Annotated in this window: 9 protein-coding genes; 4 read left to right on the forward strand and 5 right to left on the reverse strand. The window is 73.3% G+C overall.

Translation table 11 applies throughout. The features are described from left to right. The first annotated feature begins 1 nt into the window (after position 1). Positions 2-5,581, forward strand: a complete 5,580-nt coding sequence (locus ACODT0_RS20515; protein ID WP_489042162.1) for a two-partner secretion domain-containing protein — start codon at positions 2-4, stop codon at positions 5,579-5,581. On the opposite strand, the gene ACODT0_RS20520 is transcribed toward ACODT0_RS20515, so the two are convergent. Then, positions 5,578-6,432 (reverse strand): glycosyltransferase family 25 protein, encoded by an 855-nt coding sequence (locus tag ACODT0_RS20520; protein WP_489042163.1) that lies wholly within the window; start codon positions 6,430-6,432, stop codon positions 5,578-5,580. The genes ACODT0_RS20515 and ACODT0_RS20520 overlap by 4 nt on opposite strands. Before the next feature lie 77 nt (positions 6,433-6,509). On the opposite strand from ACODT0_RS20520, the gene ACODT0_RS20525 reads away from it, so the two are divergent. Beyond that, a complete protein-coding gene (locus ACODT0_RS20525; RefSeq protein WP_489042164.1) occupies positions 6,510-8,198 on the forward strand; it encodes a glycosyltransferase family 2 protein in 1,689 nt (562 codons plus the stop codon). Here the strand turns inward: ACODT0_RS20525 and ACODT0_RS20530 are convergent. From ACODT0_RS20530 to ACODT0_RS20545, 4 genes are all read right to left on the reverse strand, one after another. Next, a complete protein-coding gene (locus ACODT0_RS20530) occupies positions 8,156-8,953 on the reverse strand; it encodes a hypothetical protein (RefSeq protein ID WP_489042165.1) in 798 nt (265 codons plus the stop codon). The genes ACODT0_RS20525 and ACODT0_RS20530 overlap by 43 nt on opposite strands. 22 nt (positions 8,954-8,975) lie before the next feature. Further along, positions 8,976-10,940 carry a hybrid sensor histidine kinase/response regulator gene (locus ACODT0_RS20535; RefSeq protein WP_261209025.1) on the reverse strand — a complete coding sequence of 655 codons (1,965 nt, stop codon included), beginning with the start codon at positions 10,938-10,940 and terminating at the stop codon, positions 8,976-8,978. Then, positions 10,937-12,001, reverse strand: coding sequence for an ABC transporter substrate binding protein (locus tag ACODT0_RS20540; protein WP_489042166.1), 1,065 nt, complete (start codon positions 11,999-12,001; stop codon positions 10,937-10,939). The genes ACODT0_RS20535 and ACODT0_RS20540 overlap by 4 nt, the downstream gene beginning before the upstream one ends. Before the next feature lie 184 nt (positions 12,002-12,185). Then, on the reverse strand, positions 12,186-14,075 hold the full coding sequence (locus tag ACODT0_RS20545; protein WP_057593288.1) for an ATP-binding response regulator: 1,890 nt from the start codon (positions 14,073-14,075) through the stop codon (positions 12,186-12,188). Between the two features lie 159 nt (positions 14,076-14,234). Here ACODT0_RS20545 and phnD point away from each other — a divergent pair, with 159 nt between their 5' ends. Continuing rightward, a complete protein-coding gene (phnD, locus tag ACODT0_RS20550; protein WP_412179417.1) occupies positions 14,235-15,398 on the forward strand; it encodes a phosphate/phosphite/phosphonate ABC transporter substrate-binding protein in 1,164 nt (387 codons plus the stop codon). Next, on the forward strand, positions 15,395-16,414 hold the full coding sequence (locus tag ACODT0_RS20555) for a phosphate/phosphite/phosphonate ABC transporter substrate-binding protein (protein ID WP_489042167.1): 1,020 nt from the start codon (positions 15,395-15,397) through the stop codon (positions 16,412-16,414). The genes phnD and ACODT0_RS20555 overlap by 4 nt, the downstream gene beginning before the upstream one ends. The last annotated feature ends 144 nt before the right edge of the window (positions 16,415-16,558 follow it).

Raw genomic sequence — 16,558 nt, forward strand, 5'->3', positions numbered from 1 at the left:
CATGAAGCAACGCACGTCTCCTCTTCTTCGCGCCACCGCGCGCCGCCTGCGGCTGCGGCCGGTCGCGTTCTCGCTGATCTGCGCGGGCGCCGTGCCCGCGATGGCGCAGGTGCTGCCCACGGGCTTCCTGCCCTCGGCGCTGCCGGGCAACATGGTCTCGATGACCCAGGCCGGCAACATCATGAGCATCGTGCAGGGCAGCCAGCGCGGCATCGTCAACTGGACCACGTTCTCGATCGGCGCCAAGAACATCGTCAACATCCAGCAGCCCAACGCCTCGGCGATCCTGCTCAACCGCGTCACCGGCAACGAGCTCTCGACCATCGCGGGCCAGCTCAACGCCAACGGCCGCGTGTTCCTGATCAATCCCAACGGCGTGCTGTTCGGTTCGGGTGCCAGCGTCAACGTGGGCGGGCTCGTGGCCTCGACGCTGGGCCTGACCACCAGCGACGCGAACTTCCTCGGCGGCACGACCAACTTCAGCTTCGAGCGGCTGAACGCCAACGCCAAGACGGTGGTGAACGACGGCGGCATCACGGCCACCGGCGGCCCCGTGGTGCTGATGGGCGCGGGCGTGAGCAACACCGGCACCATCACGGCCGACGGCCAGACCGTGGCGCTGGTCTCGGGCCGCAAGATCACCTTCGACCTCGCGGGCGACGGCCTCACCAACATCGCGATCGCACCCGACTCGATGGCGACCAACGCCTCGGTCGGCAACACCGGCACCGTGCAGGCCGACGGCGGCAAGGTCGTGATGGTGGGCCAGTCGACCACCATCGGCGAGCTGGTCGTGAACCAGGCCGGCGTGGTGCGCGCGCGCTCGCTCGGCACGAAGAACGGCGAGATCGTGCTCGGCGGCGGCGCCGACAACGAGGTGCATGCGGGCGGCACGCTCGACGCGACCTCCACCGGCACGGCGGTGGGTGGCCGCATCGCGGTGGCGGCGGGCAGCGTGCGCGTGATGGATGGCGCGCTGCTCGACGCGAGCGGCGACGCGGGCGGCGGCTCGGTGCAGCTCAAGGCGCTGAACGGGCTGTCGATCGCGTCGGCCCCGCCCGCCGCGCTGCTGGCGTCGGGGGCCGTGGTGCGTGCCGATGGCCGCGCCGGCAATGCCGCGGGCGGCGAGATCCGCATCGAGGAGGCGAGCTACGGCGCGCTGCCCGGCACCGGCAGCGAGGCGCCGCCGGCCACCCGGCTCGGCATGCACCTGTCGGGCACGCTGTCGGCCAAGGGCGCCGGCTCGGGCGCTGGCGGCAGCATCACCACCAGCGCCGATGCGATCCAGGTCGGCAGCGACCTCGCGCTGTCGGCCGCGGGCGGCGCGAACGGCGGCGCCAACGGCAAGTGGACGCTCAACTCGAACAAGCAGATCGTGGTCACGTCCGAGGCGCCGAACTACGACCCCGGCAGCTATCCCAGCGCCGGCGGCATGGCTTCCAGCCCGATCAGTTCGCAGGCGCTGGGCCGCGCGCTCGGCCAGGGGACCGACGTCACGCTCGCGAGCGGCGCGGCCAATGCCGAGGGCGGGCAGGAGATCTTCGGCGTGGTGTTCGACACCGCGGCCCAGGTGGTCAAGAACGAGGGCGGCAATGCCTCGCTGCGCGTGGATTCGGCCACCGGCATCGCGATGCTCGAGCGCTCGACCATCCAGTCGAAGACCGGCGCGCTCCACGTCGACTTCAACGCCGATGCCAACGGCCCCGCGCTGCCGGCCGGCGACGCGCCGATCGTCGGCGAGGGCGCGGCGCGCATCGCGCCGATCCAGATGACCGACGCCGTCATCGAGACCAATGGCGGCAACGTGCGCTTCTATGGCCAGGGCGACGCGCAGAACGGCCGCGCGCTCGGCTATGCCAACGTCAGCTTCTCCAGCCTGCCCTTCTCCAGTGCCGGCGTGCAGGTGACCGGCGGGCGCATCTCGACCTGCGCCATGGGCGCCGCGAGCTGCGCGCAGGGCGGCGAGATCAGCCTGCGCGGCGCGGGCCAGACCGTGCTCTCGAGCTCCTACCTGGTCGGCAGCACCGGCGTGCTGCTCGCGAGCACCGAGCTGATCAGCGGCAGCGGCGCCATCACCGTCGATGGCACGGGCGGCCTGGCCGCCACCGGCGTGGCGATGGGCCAGTCCTCCTCCGGCGGCACGCCGGGGCCGCGCAACCGCATCGCCTCGGCCAGCGGCGACGTGACGGTGCGCGGCAGCACGCGCGGCTGGACCGCGGGCGAGGACGTGGAGCGGTTGCAGTTCGGCGCCAGCGGCGCGGGCGTGCGCCTCGCGGGCACCGACATCGTCACCGGCGGCAATGCGCGCGTGGAAGGCAAGGGCGCCGACCTCGGCGCGCTGCTGGCCGATCCCGGCTTCGCCAAGCTCTCGGCCTCGTCCACCATCAATGCCTCGCACGGCGTGCTGATCGGCGACACCGGCATCGCGGCCGGGCAGGGCCGGCGCATCGACATCGTCGGCACCGCCGGCAGCGCGGGCCTGACCTACGACTTCAACGGCGTGCCGACGCCACCGCCGGCGGGCATCAACGAAGGCTTCACGCCCACGGCGGTGTGGATCCGCGCCAGCGGCGCCGGCCAGGGCCTGCGCGCCGAAGGCGGCCAGATCAACATCGTCGGCGGCAATGGCGACGTGCTGCTGCAGCGCGGCGCGCAGGCCGATGCGCTGCTGAGCACCGCGAGCAACAACGTCGCCGGCGGCGCCATCGCCGTCACCGGCCGCAACATCTACGGCGGCGGCCTCGCGGGCGCCACCGGCACGCTGGCCGATGCGAGCGGCGCGGGCACGGGCGGCAGCATCCGCTTCGAATCGACGGTCAGCGACAAGACCGGCGGCATGCTCGCGCTGGCCACGGGCATGACCCTGCGTGCCGACAGCACCTCGGCCAGCGGCAACGGCGGCGACATCCGGCTGCTCGCGGGCGACAGCCTGCGCGCGCACGGCACGCTGTCGGCGCGCGGCGGCAGCACGGGCGGCAACGGCGGCTTCGTCGAGACCTCGGGCACGCAGTTCGACCTGACCGGCATCCGCGTCAACGCGGGCGCGCCGGCCGGCACCGCGGGCCAGTGGCTGATCGACCCCTATGCGGTCACCATCGTCAATGGCGCGGCGGCCGGCACGCTGCCGACCAACCCCTTCGATGCCGTCACCAACTCCACGATCCAGGACGGCGACATCAATGCCGCGCTCAATGGCGGCGCGAGCGTGAAGATCACCACCGGCACCGGCGGGCCGGGCGCGGGCAGCATCACGCTCGCGAACAACGCGCTGATCGACTACACCGCCGCCTTCGGCCCGCTGAGCTTCGAGCTGGCCTCGGGCAACAGCATCCAGGGCGGCCTGGGCACGGTGATCCGCTCGTCGGGCAAGGGCGGGCCGCTCAACGTGCTGTTCAACGCGGGCGTCAATCCCGACGGCACGCCCTCGGCCACGCCCGGCTCGATCAGCTACAACGGCACCATCGCCACGCGCGGCGGCAGCGTCACGATGAATGCGCGTGGCGATGGCGGCCCCACCAGCGGCTTCATCCAGATGAATGGCGCCTCGGTGCAGACCGATGGCGGCGCGGTCACGCTCTACAGCGGCCAGCCCGGCGCGCCCACCGGCTACGTCACGCTGGTCGACAGCCAGATCGACACCCGCGTGGGCCAGACCGATGCCGGCGCGGGCGGCGCGGTGCAGATCGCCGGCGGCAACGTGACGCTGGCGGGCGCGCAGATCGCGACGTCGACCGGCAACGTCGACATTCGCGGCAGCTCGGCCGACTGGAACAGCGGCGTGGTCATCACCGACGGCCGCACGCCCTCGACCATCTCGACCACCAGCGGCAACGTCACGGTGCAGGGCGTGGCGCGGCGCCAGGCCTCGTCGACCTTCGCGGCGGCGCACGGCGTGCTGGTCAACGGCGGCAGCAGCATCACCACCGGCAGCGGCAGCATCGCGCTGCGCGGCTACAACTTCAACAACGACACCACCGTGCCCGCGGCCGCGCCCGATTCGGGCGTGCGGCTGGAAAACGGTGCGCGCATCGTCACCACCGGCGGCGGCGACATCGAGATCACGGGCCGCTCGCAGAACGGCGGCAGCGGCGTCTCGATCGAGGCCGGCGGCTCGCCCAGCGTGCCCGGCGCGGCGCCGGTGGTGCAGAGCAGCCGCAACCTGGTGCTGCGCGCGGTCAACGACGGCAGCACCGACGCGATCGTGATCGGCACGCCGGTGAGCGCGGCCACCGCGATCAACCTGCGGCCCGGCGGCATGGACGCCAACTTCGCGGTGTCGGACAGCACCAATGCGCCGATCGTGCTGGGCGGCGCGGGCACCGGCGGCTACTCGGTCTCGAGCGCGGAGTTCGCGCGCCTCGCCGCACCCACCATCGTGGCGGGCAGCGCCACCCATGCGGCCGACATCACGGTGGCCGGCGCCATCGCCACGCCGGGCGCGCTCACCCTGCAGAACGACGCGGGCGGCAACATCGCGCTCAACGGTACGGTCGGCGCCTCGCAACTGGGCCTGCTGTCCGACGGCAACATCACGCAGTCGGCCGCGGGCGCGATCACCGCCACCGGGCTGCTCGCGCGCTCGAGCGGCGCGGGTGTCGACCTGCGCAATCCCGCGAACAACGTGGCGACCGTGAGCGGCGGTGCCGAGGGCGGCTTCGCCTACGTCGACGCGAACGCCGTGACCGTCGGCGCGCTGAGCGTCAACGGCTTCGACGCCGCGACCAACCAGCTCGCGCCGACGGCCACCACCTCGATGTCGGCCGGCACGGTGTTCGTGCGCACGCTCGCGGGCGACCTCACGCTGGGCACCAGCGTCAACGCGAGCACCAGCGCAGACCTGGTGGCGGCGGCGCGCTTCCAGAATCCGGGCAGCTTCACCATCGGCGCCGGCACCTGGCGCGTCTGGGCCGACACCTGGATCGGCGAGACGCGTGGCGGCCTCGCGGGCTCGGGCCCCTTGCCCAACCTCTACCACTGTGCCTACCTGGGCCTGTGCACGGTGACGGTGCCGGCCACCGACAACCACTTCATCTACGCGCAGCAGCCGACCGCGATCGTGACCGTGGGCAATGCCTCGCGCCAGGAAGGCGCGCCCAACCCCACCTTCACCTACAGCGTCAGCGGGCTGATCCTCGGCGACAACGCCTCGAGCTTCAGCGGCACGCCGGGCACCAGCGCGAACGCCTCGAGCCCGCCGGGCAACTATCCGATCGACGGCGCCTTCGCCTCGGCGGCCGGCTATGCGATCCAGGTGGTGCCGGGCAACCTGCGCGTCGATCCGGGGCCGCCGCCGCCGCCCGCGCCCCCACCGCCGCCGGTGGCGCCGCCGCCACCGCCCTTCGTCTTCCTCGAGCGGCCCGAGCTGCCCTCGGTGGACGTGGTGCGCGACCAGCCCTCGACCTACCTCTACGACCGCAACATCGGCCAGGCGCCGATCTGCGTGGCGACCGGGCCGCTGGATGGCGACCGCGCGGCGCAGGGCGGCGACGTGCTGGCGCGCGAATGGTCGCGCGTGCGTTCGCGGCCGAACCTGCTGAGCTGCGTGAACACCGAGCGGCGCAACGGCTGCGCCGATTTCTAGGCGTCTCGCGCCGTGATGACGAACAGCTGCGCCATCAGGTCGGCCAGCAGGCGCAGCTGCGGATCGTCGGTCAGCGCCGCGTGGCGGTAGCCGGCCACATGGGCCTCGAGCCCGTCGATGGGGCCGGCGAAGAACAGCCGGCGCAGCGCGCCGCCGAGCGCGTCGTTCTCCGCGGCGCGCGGCCGGTCGTCGATGGTGCTGTGCGCATGGCTCTCGAGCCGCGGCGTGGCGAGGAAGGGGGCGAGCACCGCCGCGCGCAGGCGGCCCTCGGCCACCCAGCGGTTCAAGGCCATGTCGAAGGCCTGCGCGGGGCCTTCGGCCAGCGCCTCGCGCAGCAGCGGCGGCAGGGCGCGCAGTCCCTTCGGCGTGGCAAGGTAGGCGACCGCGCCCCAGTTGTAGAGGCCGCGCGCGTCGAGCACCTCGATGCCGGCGATCGCATCGCGCGGCGCGGCCGGGTCGGCGGGCAGCTGCTTCTTCAGCGCCCGCCACAGCGCGAGCAGGCTGTGGGCCGAGGTGTAGGGCAGGCATTCGAGGAACACCAGGTCCCGGTCGGCGAGCTGCGCGAGCGCCTCGGGCCGCAGCAGCGGCGGCAGCGCGCGGCTCAGCAGGGCGTCGTCCTCGAGCACCAGGAAGAAGTCATCGGGCGGCGCGCCCTCGAGCGCGCGTGCGTGCGAGAGGAAGCAGGCGCGTTCGCCGGCGCTGGTGGCGGCATCGGGGCCCACCGCGGGCAGGGTGGCTGCGTCGATCGCCTCGAAGCGCGCCACGCCCTCGATGCCGAGCGCGCGCAGCTGCGCTTCCATGGCCGTGCGGCGATCGCCACTGCGTTGCAGATTGATGAAGCAACCGTTCATGATGCGGGGATGAAGCAGGTCCTGCCATTGTCTCCCTTGTCTTGCGCCATCGCGCCGATCGCCGAGAGGCGGACCGCATGATGCTCAGCGTGGTGCTGCCGTTCTATCGCAAGCTCGCGGAGTTCGAGCGCGTGGCCGCGCTCAACGCGCCGCACTGGTCGCGTCCCGGCATCGAGGTGGTGATCGCGCTCGACGAACCGGCCGAGGAACAGGGCCTGCTGCAACTGCTCGCGCGCTTCGAGACGGTGTGCTGGCGCGTGGTCGTCAACGACCGGCCGCATGGCTGGCGCCCGCCCTGCCGGGCCATCAACGTCGGCGTGCGCCATGCGCGCGGCCGCTTCGTGCTCGTGCATTCGCCCGAGTCGGCCTATGTGGACGACGCACCCGCGCTGGCGCTGCAGGCTGCGCTGGCGGTCGAGCGCGGCGTGGTGCTGGGCCGCGTGGGTTTCGCGCGCTTCGACGCGATCGACGGGCCGCTGCCCGTCCTGTTCGCGCGCCAGGTGCCCGAGGCGCTGTTCCTGCGCACCTTCTATGGCTCGTTGTGCGGCCCGCGCGAGGCCTTCGAGGCGGTCGGCGGCTACGACGAGTCCTTCGCCGGCTGGGGCGGCGACGACGACGACTTCCGCGTGCGGCTCGAGATGGCGGGCTGGCGGCTATCGGCCTGCGCCGAACTGAAGCTGCTGCACCTGTCGTTCGAGACGCGCGACGGTGCCGAGCAGTTCGATCCCGACAACGACTGGCGCAAGTGCACGCCCGCGCAGGCGCGCGCGAACGGCGAGGACTGGGGGCGCGATTTCGCGCGCATCGCCCGCGACGACGCGCCGCCGGCCGATGCCGGGGCCGTGCCCGCGTGGCTGCAACCCGCGCCCGTGTTCGCGATGGGCTCGCGCCGCCAGTGCGAGCTCTGCGCGCGCATGCTGCACCACGAACCGGCGCCGCACTACTTCTGCCCGCGCTGCAGCGCCGAGCCGCCGAAGCCGCTGGCAGCACGGCCGCGCATCGTCTGCGTGCTGCAGCTGCGCGACGAGGCGCGGCTGCTCGAGGGCTGCCTCGACCACCTGCGCGACCATGTCGACGGCTTCATCGCGCTCGACGACGGCTCGACCGACGACACCGCGCGCATCCTGCAACGCGAACCCAAGCTGCTCGAGCTGCTGTCGAACCCGCCCGGCGGCGACTGGAACGAGCCGGACAACAGGCGCCGGCTGCTCGAGGGCGCGCGGCGCCATGGCGCGGGCTGGGTGCTGGTCTGCGATGCCGACGAGCGCTACGAGCGCCTGTTTCTCCAGCACCTCGGCGCCATCGTCGATTCGCTGTCCGACACGCCACTCGGTTGCCTCTCGCTCGCGGTGCGCGAACTCTGGGATGCGCCCGACCGCTTTCGCGACGACGGCCCCTGGGGCGCCAAGTCGCGCGTGTGCCTGTTCCGGCTGCCGCGCGAGATCGCCTACGACGCGGCACCCGCGCTGCACGGGCCCTGGTATCCCGACGCGGTCGCGCAGCATGGCCGGATGTTCCGCAGCTACTTCCGGCTCTACCACCTGCGCATGATCCGGCGCGAGGACCGCATCGCGCGGCGCGACCGTTATCGGCAACTCGATCCCGGGCACCGCTGGCAGGCCATCGGCTACGACTACCTCGCCGAGGAGGGGCCGGGACTGCGGCTCGAGAAGATCGCGCCCGATCGCGGCTACGACCTGGAGACCTTGCCGGCCGGTCTGCGTCAGGCCGACGGCCCGGCGCTGGCCGCGAGCGAGCGCGCGTAGTCGCCGCGGTAGACGCGCGTGCCGGTGTGCGTGAGGCGCGAGCGCGTGTCGACGAAGACCTGGCCGCCGATCGATTGCCAGCGGCGGCAGAACGCGAAGTCCTCGCTGAGGTAGCGGCCGTTGCCGGGCTCGGCCCAGACGTCGAAGAAGCGGTGGTGCGGCCAGGCCGCGGCCGCCTCGTCCTCCATGCGGTCGGGCGTGTAGCGCAGCTCGGGCAGGGCCTGCGCGAGCCGCTCGAACACGGAACGCTCGATCAGCATGAAGCCGGTGGGCGCGTCGAGCACCTCGACGAAGCCGTCGGCGTCGACGCGCGCCGCCACCTCGGGTCCCGTGAGGTTGACCGGGAACACCGCGTGCCGCGCCTCGAAGTCCTCGCGCGTGCTGCCCGCGGGCAGCGGCTGCGCGAGCCCGGCGCGCGGCCAGCCGTCGTTCTTGTGCGGATAGGCGCCGGCCACCACCGCGCGGCCGGCCAGCAGCAGGCGCAGCGCGGCCTCGGGCTCGAAGCCGATGTCGGCATCGATCCAGAACAGGTGGGTCCAGCGGCTGTCGGCCATGAACTCGGCCACCAGCCGGTTGCGCGCGCGCGGGATCAGGCTGTCGCCGTCGAGGAAGCGCGTCTGCATCGGGAAGCCGTGGCGCCACGCGAGGTTGACCAGCCCGAGCAGGCTGCGCACGTAGTCGCTGGTCATCGCGCCGCTGTAGCTGGGCGTGGCGATGAAGGGACGGATGTCTTTCAGGGCGTCGATGGGCAGCATCGTGGTGGAGCAATGACGGTGTTCATGCGGGCTGCGCATGCCGCCGCGTCGACAGCAGCGCCCGCAGCTTCGCCGGTGCCACCGGCTTCGTCAACAGCGTCGCGCCGCTGTGGCGCAGCCGCTGCAGCGCATCGGGCCCGGTGGCGCCCGAGACCAGCACCGCGAGCGCCTCGGGCTGCAGCCGCTTGGCGGCGTCGATCACGTCCATGCCGTCGGTGTCGCCGGGCAGCTGCAGGTCGCACAGCACGGCGTCGTAGGGGATGTCGCCGGTGCCCAGCCGCGCGATCGCCTCGGCGCCGGTGGCCACGCATTCGACCTGGCAGCCCCATTGCTCGAGCAGCGCGCGGCTGCCGTCGAGGATGGCGGGGTCGTCGTCCACCACCAGGCAGCGCAGGCCCGCGAGCGGCGCGGGCGCGGGCGGCGCCGGCTGCGGCGGCGCGATGTCGGCGGCATTGGCCGCGGGCAGGGTCAGCGCGAAGGTGCTGCCGGCGCCGAGCGCCGAGCGCAGCGCGATGCGCGTGCCCAGCAGGGTGGCGATGCGCGCGCAGATCGCGAGGCCGAGGCCGAAGCCGCGGCGGCGGTCGCGCTCGGTGTTCGCCACCTGGTAGAACTCCTCGAAGATGCGCTGCTGGTGGATCGGCGCGATGCCCACGCCGTTGTCGCGCACCTCGATGCGCACGCCGCGCCCGCCGTCGGGGCCGCTGCGCGCGCGGCGCGCGGCCACCAGCACGGTGCCGCCCGCGGGCGCGTGGCGCAGCGCATTGCTCACGAGGTTGCCGACGATGCGCTTGAGCAGCGCCGCGTCGCTGCGCACCGCGAGGCCGCGGTCGCTCCAGCGCAGCCGCACGCGCAGCTCGCCGGCGCTGGCCGCGTGCTGCGCGTCGAGCTGGTCGAACAGCGCGGCCAGCGAGACCTTGGCGATGGCCGGCGTCAGCACCTGCGCGTCGAGCCGCGAGATCTCGAGCAGGTCGTCGAGCAGCACGCCCATGAACTCGGTGCTCTCCTGCAGCCGCAGCACGGCCGGGCGCTGTGCCTCGCTCGCGCCGGGCAGCAGGCCGTCGATGAACAGGCCCATGGCATGCAGCGGCTGGCGCAGGTCGTGGCTGGCGGCGGCCAGGAAACGCGCGCGCGACAGCGCGGCCTGCTCGGCCTCGGCCATGCGCTGCAGCGCGACCGCGGTGGCCTCGCGCACGCGCTCCTCGCTGACCTGGCGGTTGTGCTGCAGCCGCTCGGCGAGGCGGTCGATGTCGTGCGCCAGCATGGCCAGCTCGTGCGTGCCGCGCGAGCCGCCCTCGACCACGCCGCAGCGCATCTCGAAATGGCCGGCCTCGAGCGCCGCCACGGTGCGCGACACGCGGCGCAGCGGCCGCGCCACCGTGCGCGCCATGTGGCGCACCGAGGCCCAGGCCGCGAGCAGCGCCACCATCGCGATGCCGATGCCCGCGAGCAGCGAGCGCGTGCGCTCGCGCGAATAGGCGGTGGTGTCGCGGAAGGTCTGCACCAGGCCGACCGGCGTCTCGCCCGCGGCGGTCGAGCCCGCGGGCGCGAAGGCGCTGGCGCGCGAGGCCTCGCGCAGCGTGACCGGCGCGGTGAACATGCGCAGCTGCGCGAGCGAGCCGGCCTTGGGCCCGGCCGTCACGTAGACACCGGCGCTGTTGCTGATCTCCACGCGCATCACTTGGCCGCCGCGCAGCGCGGCATTGGCCACGTTCTGCAGCGCGGGCAGGTCGCCGGCATAGAGGCTCAGGTCGGACATGGCCGCCACCTGGCGCGCCACCGCCTGGCCCTCGGCGTCGAAGGCGGCCTCCAGCGTCTGCAGCCGGTTGTGGGTGAACCAGGCGGTGAGCGCGAGCGCCACCGCCACGCAGGGCACCACGCCGAGGCGGAACAGGTCGCGCTGCAGGTTGCCGCGCACCACCAGGGCACCGGCGATGGGGGGCACGGCCGAACTGGAATCCGCGCCCTCGGGCGGCCGGGTGGCGCTCATCGCGTGGCGGTCAGGCGCTCGGTCAGTTCGCGTTCCTCGGGCAGCCGCAGCCCGAGTCCGCGCGCGACGGTGGGATTGATGCGCACGGTGGCGGGCGTCGCGGCCTCCACCAGCGGATTGCCGCCACCGCCCGCGCCGGCGCCGCCCGCGACCTTCTGCGCCAGCAGCCGCGCCTGCTGCGCGAGCTGTGCCGGCGTGGAGACCGCGGCCGCGAGGCCGCCCGAGCGCACCAGGCCCTCGCTGGCGCCGAACACCGGCAGGCCGGCGCCCGCGCCCGCGCGCAGCACCGACAGCGTGGCGGCCTGGTTGTCGCCGATCAGGTCGGGCAGCACCATCAGCGCATCGCTGCGCGGCACCACGGCGCGCAGCGCGGTGGCGAGCGAGCGCGCGTCGGGCGTGTACTCCACCTGCAGGTCCCAGCCGCCGCCGGGCTGTGCCTGCGCGGCGCGCTGCAGGTCGCGCACCAGCGGTTCGGATTCGGGCGTGGCGACCACGCCGAGGCGATGGCGCTGCGCCGGCAGCACCGCGCCCACCAGCGCGAGCTGGTCGGCCATGGCCGGGTCGCGCAGCAGCACGCCGACGCGGCGATCGGCGCGGCGCAGCGCGGGGCTGGCGCGCAGGCCCTCGTAGTCGAGCCGGCTCAGCATCGCGAGCACCAGCGGTTCCTGGCCCGGGCGCTCGATGGCGGCGCGCGCGGCCGTTGCACCCACCGCCATGGTCAGCGAGCCGCCGTCGGCGCTCGAGATCGAGGGCCGCATGCTGCGCGTGCGCACGCTCACGTTGACGTCGCCGGGCTCGGCGGCCGCGCTGTCGGAGGCATTGGGCGCGCCTGGAGAAAGCCGCACCAGCTCGAAGCGGCTCGCGGGGTCCAGCCCCTGGCGCAACTGCTGCACGAATTCGGCATGCGCGGCGAGGTCGTCGCCCATCAGGACCGTGAAGCCGCCGGCCGACGACAGCGCGGCGCCCAGCAGCGCGGCGAAGGCCAGCAGCGCACGCGTGGCGCCGCGCAGCAACCGGGTCGTGCAGGGGAGGATGGGAGAGGGGTTCGCGGCGACGGACATGAAGGCTTCTGCCACTGGGGGGCGATGGTTCAATGTACGGAAGCGCCCCCCTTCGCGCGATAAGGCGGAGGGCTTATGCCCGCGGCGCGCACCCTGCCGGGCTGTGAGGAAGTTCACGCGGCAACGGCCGCTTGGCCTATCTCCGATGGCGTATCGCCACCGAAGCCCGTTGCCCGGCGCGTTCTCAGGCCTGCACGGCCCGCGCCGCGGCCGCGCGCTGCGCGAGGATCGCCTGGCGCAGCACGCGCGGCGACACCGGCTTGTAGAGCACCGTGATGCCCGCGCTCTGCACCTCGCGCAGGCGGTCGGGTTTGGTCTCGCCGGTGACCAGCAGCCGCGCGGTGCCGATGCCGATGCCGCGCGGATGGCGTTCGAGCGCGGCGATCACGTCCAGGCCGTTGTCGCCGCCCTGCAGCAGCAGGTCGCTGACCACCACGTCGGGCGGCACGGGCCAGGTGTCGGCCATCGCGAGCGCCTCGGCACGGGTCTGCGCGGCCAGCACCTCGGCGCCCCAGTTCGACAGCACCACCGTCAGGCCTTCGAGGATGGTGCGCTCGTCGTCGATCACCAGGATGCGCAGGCCGGCGAGGCAGTGCGCGTCGTTCTCGAGCACGGGCTGCGCGGCCGCGGCCGGCGCGGGCAGCCCCGCGGGCGCCGAGCGCACCAGCACGCGCACGCAGGTGCCCCTGTTGACGCGCGAACTGAGCTCCACGCGCGTGTTGAGCAGCTCGGCCAGCCGCTGCACCGTGGCCAGTCCCAGGCCCATGCCGCGCGTGCCGCGCGAGGCCTGGCGGCCCGAGGGCTCGACCTGGTAGAACTCCTCGAACACCCGCGCCTGGTGCTGCTGCGCGATGCCCACGCCGGTGTCGACCACGTCGATGCGCACGCCGCGCCCGCGCTGGCGCGCGCCGATCAGCACGCCGCCCTCGAGCGTGTGGCGCAGCGAGTTCGACACCAGGTTGTTGAGGATGCGCGACAGCATCACGTAGTCGCAGCGCACCCACAGGTCGGTCTTGCGCGCCACCAGCCGCAGGCCCTGCTGTTCGGCCACCGGGCGGAAGTTGCGGCTGATCTCGTCGAACAGCCGGTCGAGCGGGAAGTCGACCCACTGCGGCTGCAGCACGCCGGCGTCGAGCTGCGAGAGGTTCAGCAGCTCGGAGAACAGCCGGTCGAGCGAGTCCACGCATTCGCGGATGTGGCCGATGCGCTGCAGCCGCAGCGGATCGGTCTCGCCGTTGGCCAGGCCGTCGGAGAACAGCGTGAGCGCGTGCAGCGGCTGGCGCAGGTCATGGCTGGCGGCGGCCAGCAGGCGGGTCTTGGCCTGGCTCGCGACCTCGAGCTGCTGGTTCTTGCGCGCCAGTTCGGCCGTGGCCTCGGTGATGCGGCTCTGCAGCAGCCGGTGGCTCTCGGCGAGCGCGCGCGCGGCCTCGTTGAAGCCGCGCTGCAGATGCTGCACTTCGGAGGTGCCCTCGATCGTCACGCTCGCGGCCTCGCCGGCGCCGAGCCGGTCGACCGCCTTGCCGAGCGCGCGGATCGGCTCGCTGATGCGGCGCGCCGCCCACCAGCCGGCCAGGCCCACGCCCACCAGGCTGGCGCCGAGCACCAGCACCACGTTGAGCCAGACCGAGCGGCGCGCGTTCTGCACCGCGCCGAGGCTGATCTCGACCATCACCTTGCCGCTGGCGCGGCCGTCGTCGCCGACGATCGGCACCACCACCTGCAGGCCCTCGCCGCGCGCGCGGTCCATGGTCTCGGAATTGGCCACGATCTCGCCGTCCTCCGACCAGATCTGCACCTGCTGCACGTGCGGCTGGTAGGTGCCCGACTGCGCGGTGCGCTGCAGCGCGCGCCGGTCCATGCGCACGATCGGCGCCTGCGCCACCGTGGCCACCTGCAGCGCCACCGTCTGCGCATTGGCGCGCATCAGTTCGGTGAGGTTGTCCAGGTGCTGGCGCGTGAGCACCGTGATCGCGACCAGCGTCGCCACCATGGCCGGCAGCATCGCCAGCAGGATCAGCTGCTGCGCGAAAGTGAGCCTTGCCAGGCCGCGGACGACGGCGAAGTTCCAGTTCATGGACGCGGGAAGGGCATGGCGACCGAGCCTACGGAGGCCGTGCGAGGCAGGGAAGACGGGAAAAACATCACGAAAACTGCTTCTGGTTGATATCTAATGGCGTCCGCTTCGCCATGTTAGACCGGCCGGTTCGCTGCGGCCGTCCTCGCCCGTCCAAATATGCCGGCTTTCCTGCGCTGTTCCCCAGGCCCCTCCGAGCCCACCGGTATCCGTCGCCCCGCCTGGCGGCGCTGGCTGGCGGCGGTACTGCTGGGCGCCTCGCTGCCTTGGGCCGCGATGGCGCAGGGCCCGGCGGCGCCCTCGCTGCCCTCGGTCTCGAACATCCCGCCCTCGGCCCAGTCCACGCCGGCCCAGACCGTCAAAGGCGGCTTCACGGCCCCGGGCGGCCATGGCGCCGAGGCCGCGCCGATGCGCTTCGGCATCCTGCCGCTGGGCGGCGCCTTCGAATCGCGCAGCGACTGGGATCCGCTGCTGGCCGAGCTCAGCCGCGCGCTCGGCCGGCCGGTGGCGGTGCTCTCGGTCAATTCGTACGAGGCGCTCGAGCAGGCGATCCAGCGCGACGACGTGGACATGGCCTTCCTGTCGGGGAAGATGGCGCTCGACGCCGTGAGCCAGCGCCGCATGAAGGTGGTGGCGCAGGTGGTGCGGCACGACGGCCTGCCCGGCTACCGCGCGCTGCTGCTGGCGCGCAAGGCGCCGCCCTTCAACACGCTGGCGGGCCTGCTGGCCGACCCCGACCGCTGGCGCCTCGCGCGCGGCGAGAAGCAGTCGGTGTCGGGCTTCATCGTGCCGCAGCTGCAGTTCTTCCTGCCCAACCACATCGCCATGGAGACCCGCTTCGCGAGCGAGGTGGTGGGCACGCACCAGGTCACGGCGCTGGCCGTGGCCAACAACGAGGCCGACGTCGCCACCAACAACACGGCCGACTTCGAGCGCTTCAAGCTGCGCTTCCCGGCCGAGGCCGGCCGGCTGCAGGTGCTGTGGGAGTCGGAGCTGATCCCGCATGCGCAGATCGTGATGCGGCGCGACTATCCGCCCGAGCTGCGCCAGCGGGTGCAGGCCTTCCTCGTGGCCTACGGCCGCGCCAAGGGGCCGCGCGGCGATGCCGAGCGCGTGGTGCTGAAGTCGCTGCACGACCTCGCGGGCTTCGTGCCGGCCGACAACAGCTCGCTGCTGCCCGCCGCCAAGCTGGCCTACCAGCTCGCCACGCAGAACGCGAAGACCGCGCAATGGGTCAACGACGCCGCGCGCCAGGCCCGGCTGCAGCGGCTGGACAGCGGCTATGCCGAGCAGGTCGGCGTGCTGAAGGACGTCTCGCCTTGATCGCCTGGCTGCGCGCCGCGTGGCTGGCGCTGTTCGCCGTGCTGGCCTGCGCCGTGGCGCCCGCCGCGCTGGCCACGCAGCCGGCGCCCGTCAAGGGGATCCGCTTCGGCGTGCTGCCGCTGGGCGGCGCGGTCGAGTCGCGCGCGCTGTGGACGCCGCTCTTGGCCGACCTCGGCCGTGCCATCGGCGTGCCCGTGAGCGCCTACTCGGTCTCCTCGTACGAGGAGCTCGACCGCGCCATCGGCCGCGACGAGATCGACATGGCCTTCCTGTCGGCCAAGATGGCGCTCGATGCCGTGACCCAGGGCCGCATGAAGGTGATCGCGCAGATCGCGCGCCGCCCCGGCATGCCCGAGCACCGCGCCGTGCTGCTGATGCGCAAGGCGCCGCCCTTCAACAGCCTCGAGGCGCTGCTCGCCAAACCCGAGCAGTGGCGGCTCGCGCGCGGCGACAGCCGTTCGGTGACCGGCTTCCAGGTGCCGCAGAGCGAGCTGTTCCTGCCGAACCACATCGCGATGGAAACGCGCTTTCGCAGCGAGATCGTCGACACCCACCAGGCCACCGCGCTGGCGGTGGCCAACGGCGATGCCGACGTGGCGACCAACAACACGACCGACTTCGAGCGCTTCCGCGAGCAGTTCCCGGTCGAGGCCGAGCGGCTGCAGGTGGTGTGGGAGTCGCAGCCGCCGCCGGGCGCGCCGATGGTGGTGCGGCGCGACTGGCCGCCCGAGTTCCAGGCCCGGCTGCAGTCCTTCCTGACCAGCTACGGCCAGGGCAAGGGCGCGCGCGCCGATGCCGAGCGCGAGGTGCTCAAGACCTTGCGCGCCGGCTTCGGCTATGCGGCGGCCGACGACGGCGCGCTGCTGCCGCAGGCCCGGCTCGACCGCCAGCTCGGCCGCCAGCGCGCGATGGCCGCGCAGTGGGTCAACGAGGCCGCGCGCGAACAGCGGCTGCAGCGCATCGAGAAGGTCTACGCGGACCAGGTGCGGCAGCTGGGCGGTACTGCCGCGCGCTGAGGCCCGCCTCTCGCCGGGTGGCGCCGGCGCAACCATTGTTCGCAGTGCAAACGCGTTGGCGCTTGCACACTGCGCGACCTCGTTTCTCTGGAGGTCACGCCGATGTCGAACTTGCCGCGCACCTTGTCGGTCTCCGGACCGGCG

The sequence above is a fragment of the Variovorax sp. FG153 genome, from assembly GCF_057809595.1.